We start from the raw sequence: 20772 nt of genomic DNA, 5'->3' as shown, positions 1-20772 counted from the left end.
CTGCTACTCGACCACCGGCGGGACGGCCCCGCGCCGCCCGGCATTCCACGTCTCTTCGTCTTCCGTCAGGTAGTCGGGACGGGTCGAACCGTTGTCATCGTCCTCACGACGGGATTTCTGCCGACCGGCAGGACCGCGTACAAGCCCTGCCCCGCCAGATGTGAAGCCCTTGGCATTCGAGCCGCCGCCGGCGGCGTTGCGGGGGGCACCCACGACTCCGTTCGCGCCCGAAGGCTGGGCGGGGCGACCGCCGGGTCGAGACGTGGCAGCTGCTGCTCCGCGCCCTCCGATCACTCCCCGCTGGCCGGAAGCGCCAGCAGCGGCTCTGCCCTGAGGCGCGCTCTGGGGGGTTCCGCCGACGATGCCGGTCCTGCCTCCCCCGCGAGGTCCGCCGACTGTGGACGTACCGCCTTGGCCGATGACCGGTCGGCCGCCCGTCGCCGTGGAACGGCCGGTGATCGGCGACTGCGGGCCAACCGGCGGACGGCTCGTGGACGATCCTCCCCCGGCCATGGGGCTGGGGCGTCCCACCGGGGGCCCGCCACCTGGCCCCTTGGCTACGGGACCTCCCCCTGTGGGCTGCGCCTTGCCCACGCCCAGGCCGGTCTGGGGGTTCGCCATCCGTTGCGTCGGAGGCCCTGCCGTACGCGACGGGTTTCCTTGCATGGTGTTCATGAAGGGCGGCGACACCGTCGTCGGCGGCATCCCGGTCGGACCCGTCGAGGTCGTGGGAGACGGTAGCGGAGGCGTTGCGGTGATCGTCGTCGGAGCCTGTGGAGGCGCGACACTGTTGATCTCTGTAGCCGTGCTTCTGTCCGGCAGGGGCGCAGAGCCGAGAACCTCACCCTGTGGCTGACTGACCACGCCTACTGAAGCAGAGTCACCTGCGGTCGAGCGCAGCGAAGCGTTCGACACTGCGGGTCTGTCAAGGGCTTCGGCGCTCCCGGAGGAAGCACCAGGGACGGGAGAGGGGTTGCCATTGCCGTGCGGTTTCGGCATCCGGATACCGAGGCTTTCCTCGAACCGCGGCGGCTCCTGCCCCGCCAGCACTTCCTCCGAAACGGAGTAGTACGACGCCAACCGGTTGATCTGGTTGATGGCTTCCTGGCGGTTCTTCTCCACCTCAAGCGCAGCCGCGTACTGCGGGTTGGTCTCCGTCCGGGCCGGGAACAGGATGTCCTTCACGTCCGTCTGGATCATCCGGCGGTCGCGCGGCGGCATGGCGCTCTTGACCGACGCCAGGCCGGTGCCCGCGACCGTGATCTGGGTGCCGGCTGCATCCGCGAAGTCGCCCAGCTTCTCGGCGTGAGCGACCAGGCCCGTGCCGAAAGCGCGGAAGGCCGTGCCGGACTCCCCCTGCCAGTCGACCCCTTTGAGGTGGTCCTTCAGTTCCTTCCCTGCGCGCCGGATGGCGTCCCTGGCCTTCCAGAGTGCCTCGCCCGCACTCTCCAGGTGCTCCGGGTTGGAGTTCTCCACCATGTCGATGAGGGCGTTGAGCTGGTGTCCCTCGAAGGAAGTACGGCCGCCGGTGCGAGGGTTGCCGAAGCCGAAGGATTCCAGAGCCCGGCCGGCCATCTCCGTCATGTCCGTGACGACGATCTGGGTCTGGACCCGCCCCTCGTCCTGCTCCGACTGCTCGGCAGGCGTCAGGTCCTGCTGCTTCTCGTCGCTCATTCCGCTGCCCATCCGGAGTCCGACTGCTTCTTCTCATCGGCCTGTTCGGGCCGCGCGTGCTTCTCTCGGTCCGCATCCATACGGTTCTGGATCTCGTAGAACCGCCGCCTGATGTCGTCCTCGACGTTGTCGAAGCCGACGGCCGCCGCGTGCACGCCCAGGCTCAGGTACTCGATCTGATCGCCGAGGGACTTGGAGAGCGAGACGAGGGAGGAGTGGACCCGGTTGTACTGGGTGTAGAGGCCGTCCGCCTCGGCGAAGCGTGCGTTCGGGCCGCTCAGTGAGGCCCGCGAGACCTTCTGGTCGGCGACCTTCGTCTTGCTGGCGGCCGAGCCCTCGAAGTCCGCCAGCAGGGCGTCGACACGACTCTTGAACGTCTCCAGCGCACCCACTCCGCGCCTGAGGTCACCCGTACCGCCACCGCCACCTGGATCGGTCACAATGCCGTCCTCCCCGTTCCGCATCCCCGTTTGCTCGGATCGTTCCGCGTTGCTATCGCACTCGCGCGAGCCGATCCGATCTCATCCCGACAACTCTAGTCACTGTGTACGACAGCGCCAATCGACTTGAGAGTCACGTGACTTGTCTCATGACCGAGTCTTCACTGTTCTTCACCGTTCCCGTCGTTATGCCTCGCCCGCCAGTCGCCGCACGCGTCTCCGCTTGTCCCGCACCGCCACAGCCGTACCCGCGATGGCCGCCACCAGGACGCCGCCGCCGACCATCACGTACGTCGCCAGGCGGGCGTTCCGCTCGTCGGCCGTTTCGCCCAGGTGGAGTTCTGCGGGTGTGGGGGCTTTGCCCTTGCTCATCCCCTCGCCGGCGATCGGGCGGTCGATCGGCTTGTCGTCCTCGGTGAGGGCGCGTACCGGGTCGACCACCCCCCAGCCGACCAGGCGGTCGTGGCCCGCCACCGAGCGTTCCGCCGTCTGCTGCATCTGCGCGACGATCTGCTCCTGCGTCCACTCGGGGTGCTTCGCCTTGATCAGGGCGGCGACGCCTGCGACGTAGGGGGCGGAGAAGCTGGTTCCGTTGTCGGCGCAGTGTCCGCCGCCGGGGACCGTGGAGATCATGTCCACGCCGGGGGCGGCGATGCCGACGAAGTCGCCGGACTGGGAGAAGGCCGCCCTTTCGTTGTTCCGGTCCGAGGAGGCGACGGCGAGGACGCCCTCGAAGGACGCCGGGTAGGTCTCCTTGACGTTGCCGCCCAGCCCGTCGTTGCCTGCCGAGGCCACGACCACGACCTCCTGGGCGAGGGCGTTGTCCACGGCCTGCCGCAGCAGCTCGGACGGCTTCACGGCGTCGGCGGTGTCCTGGGAGATGTTGATGATGTCCGCGTCCGCGTCGTCGACGGCGTACTGAATCGCTCGGGCGAGGCTGTCGGTCGTACCGTTGCCCTCGGCGTCGTTCTGCTGGATCGGGATGATCGTCGCGTCGGGGGCGAGGCCGCTGAAGCCCGTGCCCTTCATCTCGCGCGCGGCGATGATGCCGGCGACCTTCGTGCCGTGGCCCACGGTGTCCGTGGTGCCGTTCTCCTTGCCGCGCTCGATCTTCGTCCCGTCGTCGGCCTTGAGGTTCTTCGGCAGGAAGTTGCGGCCGGCCCCGGTGTCCACGGCGGGCTTGAGCTGTTTGTTCCTGACGTCGACGCCGGTGTCGATGACCGCGACGCGTACGCCCTTGCCGGTGGACTGCTTCCACACCTCGTCCAACAGGACGCGTTGCAGCGCCCAGGGGCGGCCCGGGTAGTTCTTCGAGGGGAACGTGCACTGGGTGGAGTCGTCCGCTGCGGCGGGCAGTGCCGGCAGGGTGACGACCAGGACGGCCGCGGCCGCCGTGGCGATGAGCAGGCGGCGGGCCGGGCGGGGGTGGTCGTGGGTCGCCATGTCCGTGCCCCCGTTCACGAACCCTGCGGCTGACTGGCCGCGCCGGTGGAGAGCCGGGGGCCGGTCGGCAGGAGGGCGGACCAGACCGCCGGTACGGGGTTGGGGTCGACGTCCTTGTAGCCGAGCCGGTTCTGCGCCTGCTGCGCCTCCTGCTGCTGGGACTCCCGGTCCTTCTTCGAACCGGAGGCGCCGATGCCGGAGTCGTCCTGGCCGCTGTCGCTGTTGGACTGCATCGCGTAGCGCAGGCCGGTGTCGGTGACCAGGAACAGGAAGCCGGCGCTGGTCGTGGAGCCCTTGAACTGGCGGAAGAACTCGCCCGATCCCGGCGTGACGTAGGCGCTGCTGGAGCCGGTGGGGAGCGTCGCGGGGAAGCCCGTACCCACCCAGGTGCTCAGCGTGGTGGCACCGCTGTCCGCGTCGACGCCGCGCAGTACGTTGCACACGGTGTTCCGGCTGCCCTTCTTGACGTCCGGGGAGTTGACGGGCTCGGGCTTGCTGACCGGCCAGTCCTTCTTCTGGTTGAAGGGGGCGCCCGGTTCGAGTTCGGCGGCGCTGACCGGCTTGGCGTTGCCCGCCTGCTGCAGGTTGACCAACTGCCGGCTGCTGAGCAGGAGTTTGGCGGTGAAGTCCGAGACGGGGGCGACCCTGCCCGGCAGGACGACGTAACTCTGCGTCCTGGTTCCCGCCGTGGCGGTCAGGACCATGCCGACCCGGTTCGACTGATCGTCCAGGGTGCCGGGGGCCCCTGCGGGCGCCCCGGGCGTGCCGTCCACGGTCGGGAAGGTGATCGGGGCCCCGGTGTGGAGCGTCGCCAGCCAGGCGGCCGAGACCCGTTGGGGCTTGGCGTCCTGGTCGACCAGGGTGCGCAGGAGCAGTTCGTCCTTCTGGACGGGGTAGGCCTTGCCCGAGGCGTCCACGATGTAGCGGGTCCGGTCCGGTCCCTCGATGTACATCAGCTCACCGCCGCCCAGGGCGTTCTTGCCCTCGGTCTTCTTCTCCTCGCGCTCGGCGAAGATGAAGGTCGCCTTCTGGATGGCCCTGCCGCCCTCGCCGGGCCGTTCGCAGACCGCCCAGCGCTTGGCCGCGCCCGCTTCCTTGGAGTCGGGGAGCCGGTCGGGGGCGTACGGGATGCCGAGCGTCGCGCCGTGCGGAATCTTGCCGCTGTCCAGGACCGACTCGTTGACGTTGACGACGGTGCCCTTGTCCGGGGCGAGCAGGAGCTTGGCGGAGGCCATGTTCAGGACCGGGTGCAACTGCTTCTTGCCGTCGGTCTCCAGCACCACGTACCGGGTGGTGGACTTGCTGGCGATGATGACGTGTTCCTTGGCGGCGTCCCACTTCTGTGGGGCCACCGGCTTGAACATGCCCCAGGCGCCGAAGACGGCGAGAACCACGACGGCGACGATGGCCCCGGGCAGTACCGCACGCAGCGGTTTGGGGGCGCCTTCCTCGGAGCCTGTGGGGTTGGGTTGCAGGAACTGTGCGATCAACCTCCGCTTCGCAAAGGTATAGGCGTTGAGCTCATCCCGCCGTGATGCCATGTGTCCGCTGACCCTTCTCCCCAGTGATCGAACGGGGTCCCACACGCACCGTCGGCCCCCGCTGCCGTACCGCGCCCCTACTATGCCTGCTGGGGTTCCCCTCCCTGTGCTCAGGTAGGGTGACGACCCGATCAACACCCGTGTAAAAAGCGGTGAATACGGACACGAGGGGGCAACGCGGCGATGGGTGCAGCTACGCGCGAGCGTACCGGGCGGGCCGGCCGTCGAACCTCCGGGACTTCCCGGAGGCAACGTAGCAACGGGTCGCCCGCGACACCTCCCGCGCAGCCCTCCGGCGCCCCCGGGCCGAACGCCCCCGCCGCGACGACGCTGCGTTCGATCTCCCGGACCGACCGGGTGCGTCCCGTGCTGCGGCAGTTGGTGATCGTCGAGGCTGGCCTCGTGATCGCCGCCGTGGGCGCGGCGCTCGGTGGGGCCTGGCTGATCCCGTCGCTCGTGGTGCTCTGTCTGCTGGTCGCCCTCGCGGTGGTACGCCGTCGGGGCCGCGCGCTCCAGGACTGGGTGTCGGGCGCCCTCGGGCTCCGGGCCCGGCGCAGGTCCGCGGCCACGCCGCCCTCGGACGCGGAACCGATGCTGGCGCCGGTCGCCGAGAACGTGCCCGGCTTCGGCCCGCAGGTGTACGTGGACCGGTCCCACCGGACGGTCGGCATGCTCGGCGACGGCACGTTCCTGACGGCCGTGGTGCGGGTGGAGGCGAGCGGTGAGTCGCTGCGGCCCGCGTTCGGCGCCCGGTCGCTCCCGCTGTCACTGCTGGGCGACGCGCTCCAGGTGGACGACATCGTGCTGGAGTCGGCCCAGTTGGTTCAGCAGGTGCGGTGCGCACCGGCCCCTCATCTGCCGCAGCAGTCGGTGGCCCGGCTGAGTTACGCCCCGTTGCAGGACCAGACGGGGGCGCCCGCCCTGCGGATGACGTGGGTGGCGGTGAAGCTGGATCCCGAGCTGTGCCGTGAGGCCATCGAGGCGCGCGGCGGCGGGCTGGAGGGTGCGCAGCGCTGCCTGGTGCGGGTCGCGGACCATGTGGCGAGCCGGGTCACGGGCGCCGGTTTCCAGGCCGCGGTGCTGGACCAGGACGAGTTGAACTCCGCCGTGGCCACCTCCGCGTGCGCCAATCCCATCCTGTCGGGGCGGGCGGGCCGGCCGGACGCCGCTCCGCAGCGCCGCACGATGGAGACGTCCCGGGTCTGGCGGTGCGACGACCGCTGGCACACCACGTACGCCGTGGACCGCTGGCCCGAGCTGGGCCGGGGCGCGACACCGCTGCCGCAGCTGGTCGCGCTGCTGACCTCGGTGCCCGCGTACGCGACGACGTTCAGCCTGACGGTGCGCCGCGGGGTGCGCCAGGGCTCGACGAGCGTGGCCGGACATGTGCGGGTGACCGGCGGTTCGGACACCGAACTCATCGGTGTGAGAAGGACGTTGGAGCAGGCAGCCCGGCACGCCAAGGTCGGGCTGGCACGACTGGACCGCGAGCAGTTGCCGGGCGTTCTGGCCACGCTCCCGCTGGGAGGCGCACAGTGAGCAACCGGACCGAGCCCCGGCGCGGGCTGCGCGGCCCCCGCCACGCGGGGCACACCGTGGCCGCCGATCACCTGGGGGCGTTGTCGCTGCCGGTCGGCGACGACGGCGTGATCATCGGCAACGACGCGAACAACAAGCCGCAGCTGATCGGTTTCCACCGCCCGGTGCCGTACGACGTCACCCTGATCGGCGGGCTGTGGACGGCACAGGTCCTGGCGCTGCGGGCGGCGGGCACCGGAGCGCGGGTCGCGGTCGAGACCGGTCGCGTCCAGGCCTGGACGACGCTCGCCCAGGCGGCGGGCGCTGGGCTGGAGTGCGTCTCCCTGTACGACGTGGGCCGTGTTCCGCCGACGGGAGCGACCGTGGGCAGCCCCGTGGTCGTCGTGCGGGACTGCGGGATGCGCCCGCCGCGCGGCCGGGTGGTGTCCTCGCCGTGGCAGTCCGTGCTGACGCTGCTCCCCTATCTGAGCCCTGTGGCACCGCGGTTGATGCGGTCGTCCGCGCTGGTGGGCATCCAGCGGGTCTCGCCCGGCGAGGCCGAGCAGATCGGCCGGATCCTGGGGCTCGCGCGCGCGGAGTACGAGGCGCTGCCCACGCTGGCGGACGGTGTCACCCTCTGGGTGGCGGGGCCGGAACACCATTGGGTGATGACGAACGCGACGGACGCCGAGACCGGACTGCTGGGCACAGCTCGCCGGATGGACTGATTCCTGCACCGTTCGGCACACGGACCCCCCTCCCTCCGGGGAACATGGACCACGCACCGAATCCGTTCGATCGAAGGGACGCCGTCATGGGCACCCAGCAGGAAAAGGACGAGCTCTACGCTCTCGACATCTCGGATGTGACGTGGCTCAGCGCGCCCGGCACCGAGGAGGCCGAGGAGCGGGTCGAGATCGCACATCTGCCGGGCGGCGCCGTCGCCATGCGCTCCTCGCTGGACCCGGACACCGTCCTGCGGTACACGGAGGCGGAGTGGACGGCGTTCGTCCTGGGCGCCCGCGACGGTGAGTTCGACCTCACGTAGCTACCCCGGCAGCTCCCTGAGGCAGCTCTCTCACGCATCACGTAACTCCCTCACGCAGATCCGGCGTCAGGCGGGTCCGGTCTCGCCGCTTCGCGGAGCGCCCCGCGAAGGGTGGTCGCCCAAGTGAGCTGCCACCCTTCGCCCTGTACGCGTATGGCATGGATTGACCGTCTCGTCGTTCCCTTTCCGACGCACGTCCTTCACCGGGGTGTGACACGCGGTCCGTGGGGCGGGGTTTGCCGTGCCCCACGCCCTGCCTGAGTTCGCCGGATGGCGATTAGGGTGGGTGGGGCGCGGCAGAAGAAACCTGCGAGCGGGTGATGCGCGTCGCAAGGGGGAGAGCCGGGCGGACCGGCACATCGGGAACGGTCGCCCCCACCCACCACGGCACAAGGGTGCTCGACCACACCAGGAGGCAAAGTGAACGGCGATCGGGACGAGATCCGCGGCGGATGGGACCTGCCCGTCGACGAGTCGTCCGACGCGGATCCCGCCGAGATGACGGGTGAGTTCACCATCGACTACACCCCTCCCGCCTGGTACACGCAGAACGCGGCGGGGGACTCGTCGGGAGGAGCGGGCTCCCACCTGGCGCCCCCTCCGCCGCCGGTCGGTGCGCCTCTGTCATCGCCCGACCTGTCGGCGGTGCCCGGCGGCTTCGACCCCAACTGGGCGCCCGCCCCTCCGGCACCCGCCGAGCCGGCCGTCCCCGCGGCTCCGCAGGCCCCGGCCCCGGTCTCCCCCGCCGTGCCGGAGACGCCGCACGCACAGACTCCGCAGGCACAGGGGCAGGGGCCGCACGATCCGGCTCCGCACGATCCGGCTCCGCACACCCAGGTTCCGGATGCCACGCGGGCTCCGGCGGATGCCCCGATCGCTCCCGCGGCCGACAGCGGGGACGCCGGTCCGTTCGGCGGCGGCGATGTGGAGAGCGGCTCGACGATGCGGTTCTCGCCCGCAGCTCTCAAGCGGGAGATGGCGGAGCGCGAGGCGGAAGCCGCAGCAGGATCCAGCGACGGGACGGGGGCCGGGTCCGCCTCTGATCGCCTGCCCGGTGCCGGGACGGCGGACGACGCGAAGGCCGACGCCTTCGCCACCGGTACGGACTCCGAGGAAGCGTCCCCGTCCGCTACGTCACCCGGGTCGGCCGCCCCTCTTCCCTCGCTTCCGCCGCTCGCCGATACGGATTCCGAGGCCGCCGCCCGTACGGACGCGGGCTCCCCGGGTTCCGAGGACGGCGCCGCGGCCGGTGCGAGCACCGCCGGCGCCCAGGGCCGCCCCGGCGACGCCCCCGCCCCCGACACCGCCGCGGGCACGGGCACGGGCGCGGGCGCGCAGGGTGTCGTACCGCAGGGCGCGGGTCCCCAGGACGTGCCGCCCGCCGTCGCCGACGCCCCGCAGGCCGCAGCCGCACCGGTGCCGTGGTCTCCGCCCGCACAGGGCGGCGCGCTGCCGCCGCTGCCGCCCGCCTTCCAGCCGGCAGCTCCGGGGCCCTCCGCACCGCAGCCCGCGGCGCAGTGGCCCGGTTCCGGCCCGGCGAACGAGGCGCCCGGCGGCTATGGCTTCCCGCCGCAGGGACAGCCGCCGCAGGCACCCCAGGCGATCCAGCCTCCTCAGGCCCCTCAGCAGCCGCACCAGCAACAGCCGTTCCCCGGTTACCCGGGTCACCCGGGTAACCCCGGTCAGCAGGGAGCCGGCGCACCGCTGCCGCCTCAGGCGCACCCCCAGGCCCCCCAGGACGCGGGCGGCTACGGCTTCCCGCCCCAGGGCGGCTACGGCTTCCCGCAACCCGGCCAGCCGGGCCAAACGCCCCACGCTCCGCAGCCGCAGCCGCAGCCGCCGCACGCGCCCTTCCCGGTCCAGGGCACCCCGAATCTCCCCGCCCCCGTCGCCCCGCAGCAGCCGGCCCCGTACGGGCAGCAGCCCCACGCCGCCCAGGCCCGGCCGCCGCAGCAACAGCAGCCGCAGCCGCCCGTCGACCCTCGTGCGGGCGGAGCCTGGCCCACCCCGGTCGCGCACGACCAGCGGGAGCGGTCGGTGCCCGGCGCCCCGCTCGGGTACACGGCGGCCGTCGAGCTCTCCTCCGACCGCCTGGTGCGCGGCAAGCAGAAGGCCAAGAGCAGCCGTAACCCCTCCGCAGCCTCCCGGTTCAAGCTGGGCGGCAAGAAGGAGGAGGCCGAGCGGCTGCGCAAGCTGGAGCTGATCCGCACCCCGGTGCTGTCCTGCTACCGGATCGCCGTCATCAGCCTCAAGGGCGGTGTCGGCAAGACCACCACGACGACCGCGCTGGGCTCGACGCTGGCCACCGAGCGGCAGGACAAGATCCTCGCCATCGACGCCAACCCGGACGCCGGCACGCTGGGCCGCCGGGTGCGCCGGGAGACCGGGGCGACCATCCGCGACCTGGTGCAGGCGATCCCGTACCTCAACTCGTACATGGACATCCGGCGGTTCACCTCGCAGGCGCCCTCCGGTCTGGAGATCATCGCCAACGACGTGGACCCGGCGGTCTCCACGACGTTCAACGACGAGGACTATCGGCGCGCGATCGAGGTGCTCGGCAAGCAGTACCCGATCATCCTCACCGACTCGGGCACCGGACTGCTCTACAGCGCGATGCGCGGGGTGCTCGACCTCGCCGACCAGCTGATCATCATCTCGACGCCCTCGGTCGACGGCGCGTCCAGCGCGTCGACGACGCTGGACTGGCTCTCGGCGCACGGCTACGCCGACCTGGTGCAGCGTTCGCTCACCGTCATCTCCGGCGTCCGCGAGACCGGCAAGATGATCAAGGTGGACGACATCGTCCAGCACTTCGAGACGCGCTGCCGCGGTGTCGTCGTCGTCCCGTTCGACGAGCACCTGGCGGCGGGCGCCGAGGTCGACCTCGACATGATGCGGCCCAAGACCCGTGAGGCGTACTTCCACCTCTCGGCGCTGGTGGCCGAGGACTTCGCTCGGGCCCAGCAGCAGCAGGGGCTCTGGACGGGGGACGGCCAGAACCCGCCGCCGCAGTTCGCCCCGCCCATGCCCAGCCAGCAGGGCTACCCGGCTCCGGGACAGCCGATGCCCGGACAGCCGATGCCGGGACAGCAGATGCCCGGACAGCAGGGCGGCCCCGGCCAGCCCGCGGCGGGGCAGCAGGTTCCCGGACAGCAGATCCCGGGCCAGCAGATCCCGGGCCAGCAGCCGTACGCGCCGCAGCAGCCCGGCCCCGGCCGGCCCTACCCGCAGCAGCAGCCGCAGCCGCAGCACCCCGGGCAGCCCCAGCCGGGACACCAAGGACACCAGCAGCCCTACGCCCAGCAGCAGCCCTACGGTGGACAGCCGCCGTACGGGGGATATCAGGCGGCCGGTCAGCCGGGTGGCCCCTACGCCCCGCAGGGGGCGCCGGGCGGACCGCAGAACGGGTGGCTCCAGGCGCCTCCCCCGCAGGCCAGGCCCGGCGCGCCCGGAACAGGCGCGCCGCAGCAGGCGCAGCCGGAGCAGCAGGGCGGGCAGGCCAACCCGGCGGCCCAGCCCGAGTTGCAGGGTCCGGTGCCTCCCGCCGACTGGCAGCAGACACCTCCGCAGCCCCCGCCGGCGCCCCAGCAGTAGGCCCCAAGTGGTAGAGACCAATGAGGGCAGGTGAAGGGCCCGTACCGCTCGCGCGGTGCGGGCCCTTCCGCTATTCCCGCAGCCCACACGCTGTTTGACTGACCGTTGACGAGCCTCGACCACCGCTGATAAACCTTCGCTTCACCAACTGGCGAACCAGAGATCTACCCGCCTTATTCAGCGAGTGATGACGCGAGGTCCCCGTCCATGGTCACTAGAGTTCCCCACCACTCCACCCGGCCACGCCGACGCCTGCGCCTCCTGCTGGCCTCCGGTGTGGCCGCCCTGGCGCTCACCGCCGGATCCGTCGTACCCGGAAACCCGCTCGCGCCCGCCCCCTCCGAGGCGCGCGCGGACGACGGGAAGACGACGCTCACGGTCGCCGTCGCACAGAGCGTCGACTCGCTCAGCCCGTTCCTGGCGCAGCGGCTGCTCAGCACGAGCGTCATGCGGCTGATGTATGACTTCCTCACCAACTACGACCCCAAGGACAACAAGGCGGTCCCGGGCCTCGCCACCGCGTGGGAGCCCTCCGCGGACAAGCTGACGTGGACGTACACGATCCGCTCGGACTCGAAGTGGTCCGACGGGCAGCAGGCCACCGCCGAGGACGCGGCCTGGACGTTCAACAAGATGATGACGGACGAGGCCGCCTCGACCTCCAACGGCAGCTTCGTGGGCAACTTCGAGAAGGTGACCGCGCCCAGCAAGGACAAGCTGGTCATCACGTTGAAGGAGCCGCAGGCCACGATGGCCGCGCTCGACGTGCCGATCGTGCCGAAGCACCTCTGGGAGAAGGTCGGCGACTTCTCGAAGTTCAACAACGACAAGGAGTTCCCCATCGTGGGGAACGGTCCGTTCATCGTGACGGACTACAAGGTCGACAGCTATGTGAAGCTGAAGGCCAACAAGGACTTCTGGCGCGGCTCCCCCAAGTTCGACGAACTGGTCTTCCGCTACTACAAGGACCAGGACGCGGCCGTGGCCGCCCTGCGCAAGGGCGAGGTGTCCTTCGTCGCGGGCAGCCCCAGCCTGACCCCGGCCCAGTCCGCCTCGCTGGAGAGCGCCCCGGACATCAAGGTGAACGACGCCCCGGGCCGCCGCTTCTTCGCGCTCGCCGTCAACCCCGGCGCCCGCACCAAGGACGGACAGAAGTTCGGCGACGGGCACCCGGCGCTGCTGGACCAGAAGGTGCGGCACGCGCTGTTCATGGCGGTCGACCGCAAGACCATCATCGACAAGGTCTTCCAGGGCCACGCCGTCGAGGGCGAGGGCTACATCCCGCCGCGCTTCGGCGAGTACTTCTGGAAGCCGTCGGCCGATCAGAAGCTGGCCTACGACCCGGCGAAGGCCGCGGCCCTGCTGGACGAGGCCGGGTACAGGAAGAACGGCGCGGGCAAGCGCGTCGGCAAGGACGGCAGGGCGCTCGACTTCCGTATCCTCTGCCACGCCACCGACCCCAACGACAAGGCGATCGGCAAGTACCTCCAGGAGTGGTGGGGCGAGCAGGGCATCGGGCTGAAGGTCGACTGCCTCGACAACGTTTCCGACCCCTGGTACGCCGGTGAGTACGACCTCGCCTTCGACGGCTGGTCCGTCAACCCCGACCCCGACTTCGTCCTGTCGATCCACACCTGCGACGCGCTGCCGACGAAGGCGAAGGAGACGGCCTCGACCGACAACTTCATCTGCGACAAGCGGTACGACGAGCTCTACAAGAAGCAACTGGCGGAGTACGACCCCGCCAAGCGGGCGGATCTGGTCAAGCAACTGGAGTCGCGGCTGTACGACACCGGGTACATGAACGTCATGGCGTACCCGAATGCCGTCGAGGCCTACCGCACCGACCACATCGCGTCCATCACCACCATGCCGTCGGCCGCGGGCAACATCTACGGCCAGGACGGCTACTGGAGCTGGTGGTCGGCGGTCCCGGCCGCCGGGGCCTCCTCGTCCGGTTCCTCCGACTCCGGTGGCAGCTCCACCGGGGTGCTCATCGGGGTCGGGATCGCCGTCGTCGTCCTCGCCGGTGGCGGACTCCTGTTCGCCATGCGTCGCCGCTCCACCGCGGAAGACCGTGAATAGTCCATGAGCTCAGAAAGCACTCCCGCCCTGCTGAAGGGCGCGGCGGGCGTGGAGAGCACCGAATCCGGCGGCCCGGCTCCGGCCGGGCCGTCGGCCCGCTCCCCGCGCTCCCGCTCCACCGCCGCCTACGCCCGCTACGCGGCGGGCAAGCTCGCCGGGGCGGCCGTCTCCCTCTTCGCCGTCCTCGTCACCAGCTTCTTCCTCTTCCGGCTGATCCCCGGCGACCCGGTCAAGCAGATGACCGGCGGCCGTCAGGTGTCGACCGAGCAGATCGCGGCGATGCGCCGAGAGTTCGGCCTCGACCTGCCGCTGTGGGAGCAGTTCACCCGGTACTGCGGCAAGGCGCTGACCGGCGACTTCGGTACGTCGTACCAGTTCCGCGCGCCGGTCGTCGACAAGATCGCCGAGGCGCTGCCCGCCACCCTCCTGCTGACCGGCACCGCCTTCGTGATCTACACACTGCTCGGCATCTGGCTGGGCGCGCGCTCCGCGTGGCGCAACGGAAGTGCCGGGGACCGTGCCAACACCGCGTTCGCGCTGACGCTGTACTCGGTGCCCTCGTTCTGGCTCGGTCTGCTCCTCATCATCACCCTGTCGGTGGGCATCGGCCCGATCCCCGGGCTCTTCCCGACCGGCGGTATGGAGTCCGGCAGCACCGAGGGCTTCGACCGGGTGCTGGACATCGCCCACCACATGGTGCTGCCCGTCATCACGCTCGTCGCCGTGGAGTACGCGCGCACCCTGCTGGTGATGCGTTCCTCGCTGCTGGACGAGATGGGCAGCGACTATCTGACGACCGCCCGCGCCAAGGGGCTGCGCGACGACCTCGTGCGCCGGAAGCACGCCGTGCCGAACGCGATGCTGCCGACCGTGACGCTGCTCTTCGTGAACCTCGGCACGACGGTCGCCGGGGCGATCCTGGTGGAGACGGTGTTCTCCTGGCCGGGGCTCGGCGGCCTCTTCTACCAGGCGCTGAGCGTGCCCGACCTGCCGTTGGTGCAGGCGCTGTTCTTCGTGTTCGCCGCCGCGGTGATCCTGATGAACACGCTGGCCGATGTGATCTATCCGCTGCTCGATCCCCGGGTGGGCCGATGACGACGTCGATGGAGAAGCCCTCCGAGCCGCGCGGGCCGGACGCGCGGAAGCCCTCCGGGCAGCCGGGGAAGGCGGTCCCGGCGCAGAGCCCGCGCGCCCTGACCCGGGCCCGGCGGCGGCAGGCGGTGGCCCGCTTCTGGCGGCAGTACCGCACGCACCGCGCCGGTCTCGTCGGACTCGCCGTGCTGGCGGTGATCGCCCTGCTCGCGCTGACCGCCCCGCTGCTGGTCGGGGCCGACTCGCAGAGCGTGACCAATGCCCCGGGCGGCCCGATGGAGGCGCCGAGCCGTGAATTCCCGCTCGGGACGGACCAGTTCGGCCGCAGCCTGCTGGCGCTGATGCTCTGGGGCACCCGGGTCTCGCTGACGGTCGGCCTGCTCGCCGCCTTCCTGTCCGTGGCGATCGGCACCCTCATCGGGATCACCGCGGGCCACTTCAAGGGCTGGTACGCCACGGTCGTCATGCGGGTCACCGACTGGTTCCTGGTGATGCCGACCCTGGTGCTGGCCATCGCCCTGGCCACGGTCCTGTCCCGGTCGGTGTGGACGACGATCCTGGCGATCGGCGTGACGACCTGGCCGACGACCGCCCGCCTGGTCCGCGCCCAGACGCTGTCGGTCGAGTCCCGCCCGTACATCGAACGCTCCCGGGCGCTCGGCGGCGGACACCGGCACATCATGTCGCGTCATGTGCTGCCCAATGTGATGCCGCTGGTGCTGGCCCAGACCACGCTCGTGATCTCCACCGCCATCCTCACCGAGGCGACCCTCGCCTTCCTCGGGCTCAGCGATCCCACGATCGTCTCCTGGGGCGGTCTGCTCCAGGACGCCCGCGAGGCCGGCGCGGTCAGCTCCGGCAACTGGTGGTACCTCGCTCCGCCCGGACTCGCCATCGCCGTGGTCGCCCTCGCCTTCACGCTGTGCGGCCGCGCCATCGAGTCCGTGCTCAACCCCAAGCTGGGGGTGTCCCGTTGACCGCCACGACCACGACCACCACGCCGAACCCGGACCCGTCCGGCTCCCCCGGCCCGTCGAAGCCGGTCGGCGATCCGCCGCTCCTGGAGGTGCGGAACCTGACCGTCACCTACGGGCGCGGGGCCGACGCCGTCCCCGCCGTACGGGGGGTCGATCTGCGGGTCGAGGCCGGGCAGAAGCTCGGCATCGCGGGGGAGTCCGGCTGCGGCAAGTCGACGCTGGCCCTCGCGCTGCTGCGGCTGCTGCCCGCGACGGCCACGCCGACCGGCGAGATCCTGCTCGACGGCGAGGACGTCCTGACCATGAAGTGGGGGCGGCTGCGGGCGGTCCGCTGGGCGGGCGCGTCGATCGTCTTCCAGGGCGCGATGCACTCGCTGAACGCCGTGCACCGGGTCGGGGACCAGATCGCCGAGCCGATCCTCCTCCACAGCAGGGCCACCCCCGCCGCCGCCCGCAGGCGGGCCGGTGAGCTGCTGGAGCAGGTGGGGCTGCCCGCCGCCCGGGCCCAGGCCTATCCGCACGAGCTGTCGGGCGGTCAGCGGCAGCGCGTGATGATCGCCATGGCGCTGGCCTGCGATCCGCGGCTGATCGTCGCGGACGAGCCGACCACCGCCCTCGATGTGATGATCCAGGCGCAGATCCTGCGGCTGATCGAGGCGCTCGTCGCGGACCAGGGCGTCGGGCTGATCATGATCAGCCACGACCTCGCGGTGCTCGCCGACACCTGTGACCGGCTCTCGGTGATGTACGCGGGCCGGGTCGTCGAGGAGGGCCCCGCCCGGCAGGTGTACACGGACGCCCGCCACCCGTACGGCAAGGCGCTCTCCGCCGCGTTCCCGAGGATCGGGGACCTCTCCTCCCGGCACGCCCCGCGCGGTCTGCCGGGGGACCCGCCGGACCCCTCGGCGCTGCCGGGCGGCTGCACCTTCCATCCGCGCTGCCCGGTGGCGCTCGACTCCTGCGCCACCGAGGACCAGGAGCTGCGGGACGCGGGGGCCGAACGCCGGGCCGCCTGCGTCCTGGTGGACGCGCCCGCCGCCGACGACGCGAGGAGCACGACATGAGCACCACCCCTCCGACCGGCGCCGCGCCGCCCGTCGCCACCGCTCCCCTGCTCAGCGCCGAGACGCTGAAGGTCGCCTTTCCCGGCCGGCGCGGGGCCGCCACCGCCCGCGCGGTCGACGGCGTCGACCTCGACATCCGGCCCGGCGAGATCGTCGCGCTGGTGGGCGAGTCCGGCTGCGGCAAGACGACGCTGGCCCGGTCCCTGCTCGGCCTGGTCGCGCCCACCTCGGGCCGGGTCACCTTCGGCGGCGCACCGCTCGACTACACGGGCCGGGCGCTGAAGGCGTACCGCAAGCGCGTGCAGCTGGTCCTCCAGGACCCGAGCGGCTCGCTCAACCCCCGGCACACGGTGTACGACGCGGTGGCCGAGGGACTGCGCATCCACGGGTACGCGGGCGACGAGCGGGCGGCCGTCTCGGAGGCCCTCTCCCGGGCCGGGCTCCGGCCGCCGGAGCGGTTCTTCCTGCGCTTCCCGCACGAGCTGTCGGGCGGTCAGCGTCAGCGCGTGGTGATCGCCGGTGCCCTGGTGCTGGAGCCGGAGCTGATCGTGGCCGACGAGCCGGTGGCGTCGCTGGACGCGTCGGTGCGGGGCGAGATCCTGGCGCTGCTGCTGCGCCTGCGGGACGAGCTGGGTCTCTCGGCCCTGGTGGTCACGCACGATCTGGGGCTCGCCTGGAACATCGCGGACCGGGTGGCGGTGATGTATCTGGGACGGATCGTCGAGACGGGCCCGGTCGAGCAGCTGCTCACGGCCCCTCGACACCCGTACACCCGGGCCCTGTTGTCCGTGCTCCCGGAGGCGGAGGGCGAGCCGGTCGTGCTGGCCGGGGAGCCGCCGGACCCCTCGAAGGTGCCCGGCGGCTGCCGGTTCCACGTCCGTTGCCAGGTCCTGGCCTCGGGCGAGGCGGAGCGGGCGGGAGTGGCGCGGGCGTGCCGCACGGTGGATCTGCCGGTGCTGAGCGGCGGCGGGGACACCGGGGTGGCGTGCCACTGGGCGGCGGCGTGCGGCGGGGAGGAGGACCGGCGCGGTCCCGCCTGAGGCCGGTGCCGCACGGCGGGTCCCGTAGCGGGCGACACGAGACCCAGACCGCAAAGAGTTCTTCGCGAACAAGTCTTCGCGAAGAACTCTTTGCGGTCTAGGCTGTGCCGCATGACAACAGATGACACAGCGGACCGGCCGGCCGCCCCGGCCGCCCCGGACGCCGGAGAGGGATCGGTCGTCCTGGACGCCAAGGGGCTGCGTGCTCTGGCGCATCCGGTACGCGTGCGGCTGGTCGGGCTGCTGGGCAAGCACGGCCCGTCCACAGCCACCCGCCTCGCGGAGCGGCTGGGGGTGAACTCCGGGACGGCCAGCTACCACCTGCGTCAGCTCGGCGCGGCCGGCTTCGTCGAGGAGGACACGGAGCGGGGCAACGCACGCGAGCGCTGGTGGCGTTCGGTGCACCGGACGATCTGGTTCAGCGATCCGGAGCTGACCGAGCGGGAGCCCGAGGCCGCACTCGCCTACCAGCGGTCCGTCGCCGCCCTCCACACCCTGCGCACCCAGCAGACCCTGAACGGGCTGCGGACGATGGACCGCCCCTGGCGGAACGCCTTCGACATGAGCGACTGGGCCCTAAGGCTCACGCCCGAGGAGACCGCCGCGCTCTACGAAGAGCTGGCCGAGGTCGTCGCGCGCTACCGGCGGGACACCCCCGGGACAGCGGCGAACGCCCCCGAGGGCGCCGAGCGGGTCGGCGTCATCACCCACATCCTGCCCGAACCGGACGCCCCCGCACCGGGAGCGGAAGCGCGATGACGGCGGACGCCCCCGGCGGCGCCGGCGGAGCATCCGCGAAGCGGTCCTTACGGCCGCTGGCCGGGGTGCTGGCGGCCATCGCCGTCTCCGTGACCGGCACGCGGATCTCGCTGGTGGCCCTGCCCTGGTTCGTGCTCGTCACCACGGGCAGCGCCACCCTGACCGGTCTGGTCGCCTTCTGCGAGATGGCGCCCTACGTGGTGGTCAAGGCGTTCGCCGGCCCCCTGGTGGACCGGATCGGACCGCGGGCCGTCTCCTGGACCACCGACCTGGCGAGCGCGGCCGCCGCGGCGACGATCCCGCTCCTCCACAGCCTGGACCTGCTGTCCTTCCCCGTCCTGCTGGGCCTGGTCGCGGTGATCGGCGCGGCACGCGGCCCCGGCGACCTGGCCAAGGAGGTGATGGTCCCGGAGGCCGCCGAGCGCTGCGGTACGCCCCTGGTACGGGCCACCGGCCTGTCCGGCGTGATCGAGCGGCTCGCCTCCACGATCGGTCCGGCGGCGGGCGGCGCCCTGGTGGCGCTGCTCGGCCCCATGGCGGGCCTGGTCGTCAACGCGGTCTGCTTCGCCCTCGGTTCGGTGATCGTCGCCGTCGCGCTGCCTCGCGGTACGGGGCGTCCGGTCGTGGACCCCTCGGCACCGGCCGGCGGAGAGGAGGCGGGCTACTGGCGCCGGTTCGGCGAGGGCCTCACCTTCCTCCGGCACGAGCCGCTGCTGCTCGCCGTGATCGTCATGGTCGGGATCACCAACCTGCTGGACGCGGCGATGACCACCCTGCTGGTGCCCGTCTGGGCGGGGGAATCCGGAAACGGCCCGGCGGCGATCGGCCTGATCGGCAGTGTGATGGGGGCGGCCGCGGTGGGCGGGAGTCTCATCGCCGCGATGGCCGCGCACCGGCTCCGCCGCAGGGTGGTGGTCCTCGGCGGATTCCTGCTGGCCGGGGCGCCGCGATTCCTGGTCCTCGCCGCCGACGCCCCCTTGGGCGCGGTCCTGGCCGTCTTCGCCGTCAGCGGGTTCGGGGCCGGGTTCATCAACCCCGTGCTGGGGGCCGTCCTCGTGGAACGGGTGCCGCGCCGGCTGCTGGGCCGGGTCAACGCGCTCGGTGACTCCCTGTCCTGGTCCGGGATCCCGCTCGGTGGGCTGCTCGCCGGGGCGGCGGTGTCCGCGGTCGGACTGACTCCGGTGCTCCTCGCCTGCGGGGCCGCGTATTTCCTGACCACGAATCTGACGGGGCTGCGGCCGGAATGGCGCGCGATGGACCACCGTCCGCGCGAGGGCGACGGCGTCCTGCCGCCGCGGGCGGAGAAGGGCGCCGAACGAGGCGGGGCGACGGTGCCCTGACTACCCCCGGGCGGCCGGCCCGCCGTGGTGGATCGCCCCCGTCAGTTCGCCGAGCGGGCGTCCCGTGCCGCCCCAGCGGTGCTGGATGATCTCGGCCGCGATGGACACCGCCGTCTCCTCCGGCGTACGGGCTCCGAGGTCGAGGCCCACGGGTGAGGCGAGGCGCGCGAGGTGCGCCTCGTCCACCCCGGCCGCGCGCAGCCGGGCCAGCCGGTCGCGGTGGGTGCGTCGGCTGCCCATCACCCCGATGTACGCGGCGGGCGTGCGCAGGGCCGCGGCGAGCAGGGGCACATCGAACCTGGGGTCGTGGGTGAGCACGCAGATCACGGTGCGGGCGTCGACCGCGGTGGACTCCAGGTAGGTGTGCGGCCAGGCGCGGACGACCTCGTCCGCCGTGGGGAAGCGCTCCCGGGTGGCGAAGGCGGGTCGGGCGTCGCAGACGGTGACCCGGTAGCCGAGGAACGAGCCGATCCGGGCGGTGGCCGCCGCGTGGTCGATCGCGCCGAAGACGAGCATCCGGGGCGGCGGGGCGTACGTCCGGACGAAGACGGCGACCTCCTGCATCCGGCGCTGGCCCCGCGCCCCGTACCACTGGATCGCGGTGTGTCCCTGGGCCAGCAGCCCCCGGGCGTCGTCGGTGACGGCGGCGTCCAGCCCTTCGGAACCGAGAGTGCCTCGGCTGCCGGGGCTGTCGGCGGGCCGGACGACCAGGCGGGCCCCGGTCTCCGCCGCGCCGGACAGGACCGTGGCCTCGGCGACCGGCAGACCGGCGGCGATCAGGTCCAGCACGGCCGCGAGTTCCTCGCGTTCGGCGGCGGTCGCACAGGCGCGCACCAGGACCTCGATGGTGCCGCCGCAGGTCAGGCCTACGCCGAACGCCTCGTCGTCGCTGATCCCGTACGACACCACGCGCGGCGCGGCCCCGGCGAGCACCTCGCGGGCGACCTCGTACACATCGCCCTCGACACAGCCTCCGGAGACGCTGCCGAGCACCGTCCCCGCCGCGTCGACGGCCAGCACGGCGCCCGGGTCGCGGGGCGCGCTGCCGTGCACGGCGACGACGGTCGCCAGGGCGAAGGGGATGCCGTCGGCGCACCGGGCACGGAGGTCGGGCAGGATGTCGCGCACCCTGTCAGCATCCGCCGTCGCCGGGC

Annotated in this window: 16 protein-coding genes; 11 read left to right on the top strand and 5 right to left on the bottom strand. The window is 72.1% G+C overall.

Annotation, left to right across the window (positions count from 1 at the left end):
• Window positions 1-3: 3 nt before the first annotated feature.
• The 4 genes from OG245_RS28415 to eccB all read right to left on the bottom strand — a co-directional run bounded on the left by OG245_RS28415 (window position 4) and on the right by eccB (window position 5098).
• The gene (locus tag OG245_RS28415; RefSeq protein ID WP_371626236.1) at window positions 4-1674 is read right to left on the bottom strand and encodes a hypothetical protein; all 1671 of its coding nucleotides are present in this window, start codon (window positions 1672-1674) and stop codon (window positions 4-6) included.
• On the bottom strand, window positions 1671-2138 hold the full coding sequence (locus tag OG245_RS28410) for a hypothetical protein (RefSeq protein WP_371626235.1): 468 nt from the start codon (window positions 2136-2138) through the stop codon (window positions 1671-1673). Before OG245_RS28410 ends, OG245_RS28415 begins: the two co-directional genes overlap by 4 nt.
• A gap of 162 nt (window positions 2139-2300) precedes the next feature.
• A complete protein-coding gene (gene mycP / locus OG245_RS28405; RefSeq protein WP_371626234.1) occupies window positions 2301-3557 on the bottom strand; it encodes a type VII secretion-associated serine protease mycosin in 1257 nt (418 codons plus the stop codon).
• 14 nt (window positions 3558-3571) lie between these two features.
• Window positions 3572-5098, bottom strand: coding sequence for a type VII secretion protein EccB (eccB, locus tag OG245_RS28400; RefSeq protein WP_371626233.1), 1527 nt, complete (start codon window positions 5096-5098; stop codon window positions 3572-3574).
• 183 nt (window positions 5099-5281) lie between these two features.
• On the opposite strand from eccB, the gene eccE reads away from it, so the two are divergent.
• The 11 genes from eccE (at window position 5282) to OG245_RS28345 (ending at window position 19618) form a co-directional block, all read left to right on the top strand.
• Window positions 5282-6637 (top strand): type VII secretion protein EccE, encoded by a 1356-nt coding sequence (gene eccE, locus OG245_RS28395; RefSeq protein ID WP_371626232.1) that lies wholly within the window; start codon window positions 5282-5284, stop codon window positions 6635-6637.
• Complete coding sequence (locus OG245_RS28390) at window positions 6634-7344, top strand: hypothetical protein (protein ID WP_371626231.1); 711 nt, start codon at window positions 6634-6636, stop codon at window positions 7342-7344. The genes eccE and OG245_RS28390 overlap by 4 nt, the downstream gene beginning before the upstream one ends.
• Before the next feature lie 86 nt (window positions 7345-7430).
• Complete coding sequence (locus tag OG245_RS28385; RefSeq protein ID WP_003965867.1) at window positions 7431-7664, top strand: DUF397 domain-containing protein; 234 nt, start codon at window positions 7431-7433, stop codon at window positions 7662-7664.
• Between the two features lie 420 nt (window positions 7665-8084).
• Entirely contained in the window at window positions 8085-11261 is a 3177-nt protein-coding gene (locus OG245_RS28380) for an SCO5717 family growth-regulating ATPase (protein WP_371626230.1), read from the top strand.
• 207 nt (window positions 11262-11468) lie between these two features.
• Window positions 11469-13346, top strand: coding sequence for an ABC transporter substrate-binding protein (locus OG245_RS28375; RefSeq protein WP_371626229.1), 1878 nt, complete (start codon window positions 11469-11471; stop codon window positions 13344-13346).
• A gap of 3 nt (window positions 13347-13349) precedes the next feature.
• On the top strand, window positions 13350-14441 hold the full coding sequence (locus OG245_RS28370) for an ABC transporter permease (protein WP_371626228.1): 1092 nt from the start codon (window positions 13350-13352) through the stop codon (window positions 14439-14441).
• Window positions 14438-15415, top strand: a complete 978-nt coding sequence (locus OG245_RS28365; RefSeq protein ID WP_371626227.1) for an ABC transporter permease — start codon at window positions 14438-14440, stop codon at window positions 15413-15415. The genes OG245_RS28370 and OG245_RS28365 overlap by 4 nt, the downstream gene beginning before the upstream one ends.
• Window positions 15412-16479 carry an ABC transporter ATP-binding protein gene (locus OG245_RS28360; protein ID WP_371626226.1) on the top strand — a complete coding sequence of 356 codons (1068 nt, stop codon included), beginning with the start codon at window positions 15412-15414 and terminating at the stop codon, window positions 16477-16479. Before OG245_RS28365 ends, OG245_RS28360 begins: the two co-directional genes overlap by 4 nt.
• Entirely contained in the window at window positions 16476-17519 is a 1044-nt protein-coding gene (locus OG245_RS28355) for an oligopeptide/dipeptide ABC transporter ATP-binding protein (protein WP_371626225.1), read from the top strand. The genes OG245_RS28360 and OG245_RS28355 overlap by 4 nt, the downstream gene beginning before the upstream one ends.
• A 111-nt stretch (window positions 17520-17630) precedes the next feature.
• Window positions 17631-18278, top strand: a complete 648-nt coding sequence (locus OG245_RS28350; protein ID WP_371626224.1) for an ArsR/SmtB family transcription factor — start codon at window positions 17631-17633, stop codon at window positions 18276-18278.
• Window positions 18275-19618, top strand: a complete 1344-nt coding sequence (locus tag OG245_RS28345; RefSeq protein ID WP_371626223.1) for an MFS transporter — start codon at window positions 18275-18277, stop codon at window positions 19616-19618. Before OG245_RS28350 ends, OG245_RS28345 begins: the two co-directional genes overlap by 4 nt.
• On the opposite strand, the gene OG245_RS28340 is transcribed toward OG245_RS28345, so the two are convergent.
• Window positions 19619-20746, bottom strand: a complete 1128-nt coding sequence (locus tag OG245_RS28340; protein WP_371626222.1) for an XdhC family protein — start codon at window positions 20744-20746, stop codon at window positions 19619-19621.
• Window positions 20747-20772 lie beyond the last annotated feature (26 nt).

The sequence above is a fragment of the Streptomyces sp. NBC_01116 genome (genome assembly GCF_041435495.1).
Classification (GTDB): domain Bacteria; phylum Actinomycetota; class Actinomycetes; order Streptomycetales; family Streptomycetaceae; genus Streptomyces.
The sequence above is the reverse complement of the archived record's forward strand: the minus strand, read 5'-3'. Positions and strand labels throughout refer to the sequence as shown.

Bases quoted from the DNA above. Each gene is read 5' to 3' on its own strand.
- OG245_RS28365 (WP_371626227.1), top strand. From the start codon at position 14,438: ATGACGACGTCGATGGAGAAGCCCTCCGAGCCGCGCGGGCCGGACGCG.
- OG245_RS28370 (WP_371626228.1), top strand. From the start codon at position 13,350: ATGAGCTCAGAAAGCACTCCCGCCCTGCTGAAGGGCGCGGCGGGCGTG.
- eccE (WP_371626232.1), top strand. From the start codon at position 5,282: ATGGGTGCAGCTACGCGCGAGCGTACCGGGCGGGCCGGCCGTCGAACC.
- OG245_RS28410 (WP_371626235.1), bottom strand. From the start codon at position 2,138: ATGCGGAACGGGGAGGACGGCATTGTGACCGATCCAGGTGGCGGTGGC.
- OG245_RS28355 (WP_371626225.1), top strand. From the start codon at position 16,476: ATGAGCACCACCCCTCCGACCGGCGCCGCGCCGCCCGTCGCCACCGCT.
- eccB (WP_371626233.1), bottom strand. From the start codon at position 5,098: ATGGCATCACGGCGGGATGAGCTCAACGCCTATACCTTTGCGAAGCGG.
- OG245_RS28385 (WP_003965867.1), top strand. From the start codon at position 7,431: ATGGGCACCCAGCAGGAAAAGGACGAGCTCTACGCTCTCGACATCTCG.
- OG245_RS28345 (WP_371626223.1), top strand. From the start codon at position 18,275: ATGACGGCGGACGCCCCCGGCGGCGCCGGCGGAGCATCCGCGAAGCGG.
- OG245_RS28415 (WP_371626236.1), bottom strand. From the start codon at position 1,674: ATGAGCGACGAGAAGCAGCAGGACCTGACGCCTGCCGAGCAGTCGGAG.
- OG245_RS28350 (WP_371626224.1), top strand. From the start codon at position 17,631: ATGACAACAGATGACACAGCGGACCGGCCGGCCGCCCCGGCCGCCCCG.
- mycP (WP_371626234.1), bottom strand. From the start codon at position 3,557: ATGGCGACCCACGACCACCCCCGCCCGGCCCGCCGCCTGCTCATCGCC.
- OG245_RS28375 (WP_371626229.1), top strand. From the start codon at position 11,469: ATGGTCACTAGAGTTCCCCACCACTCCACCCGGCCACGCCGACGCCTG.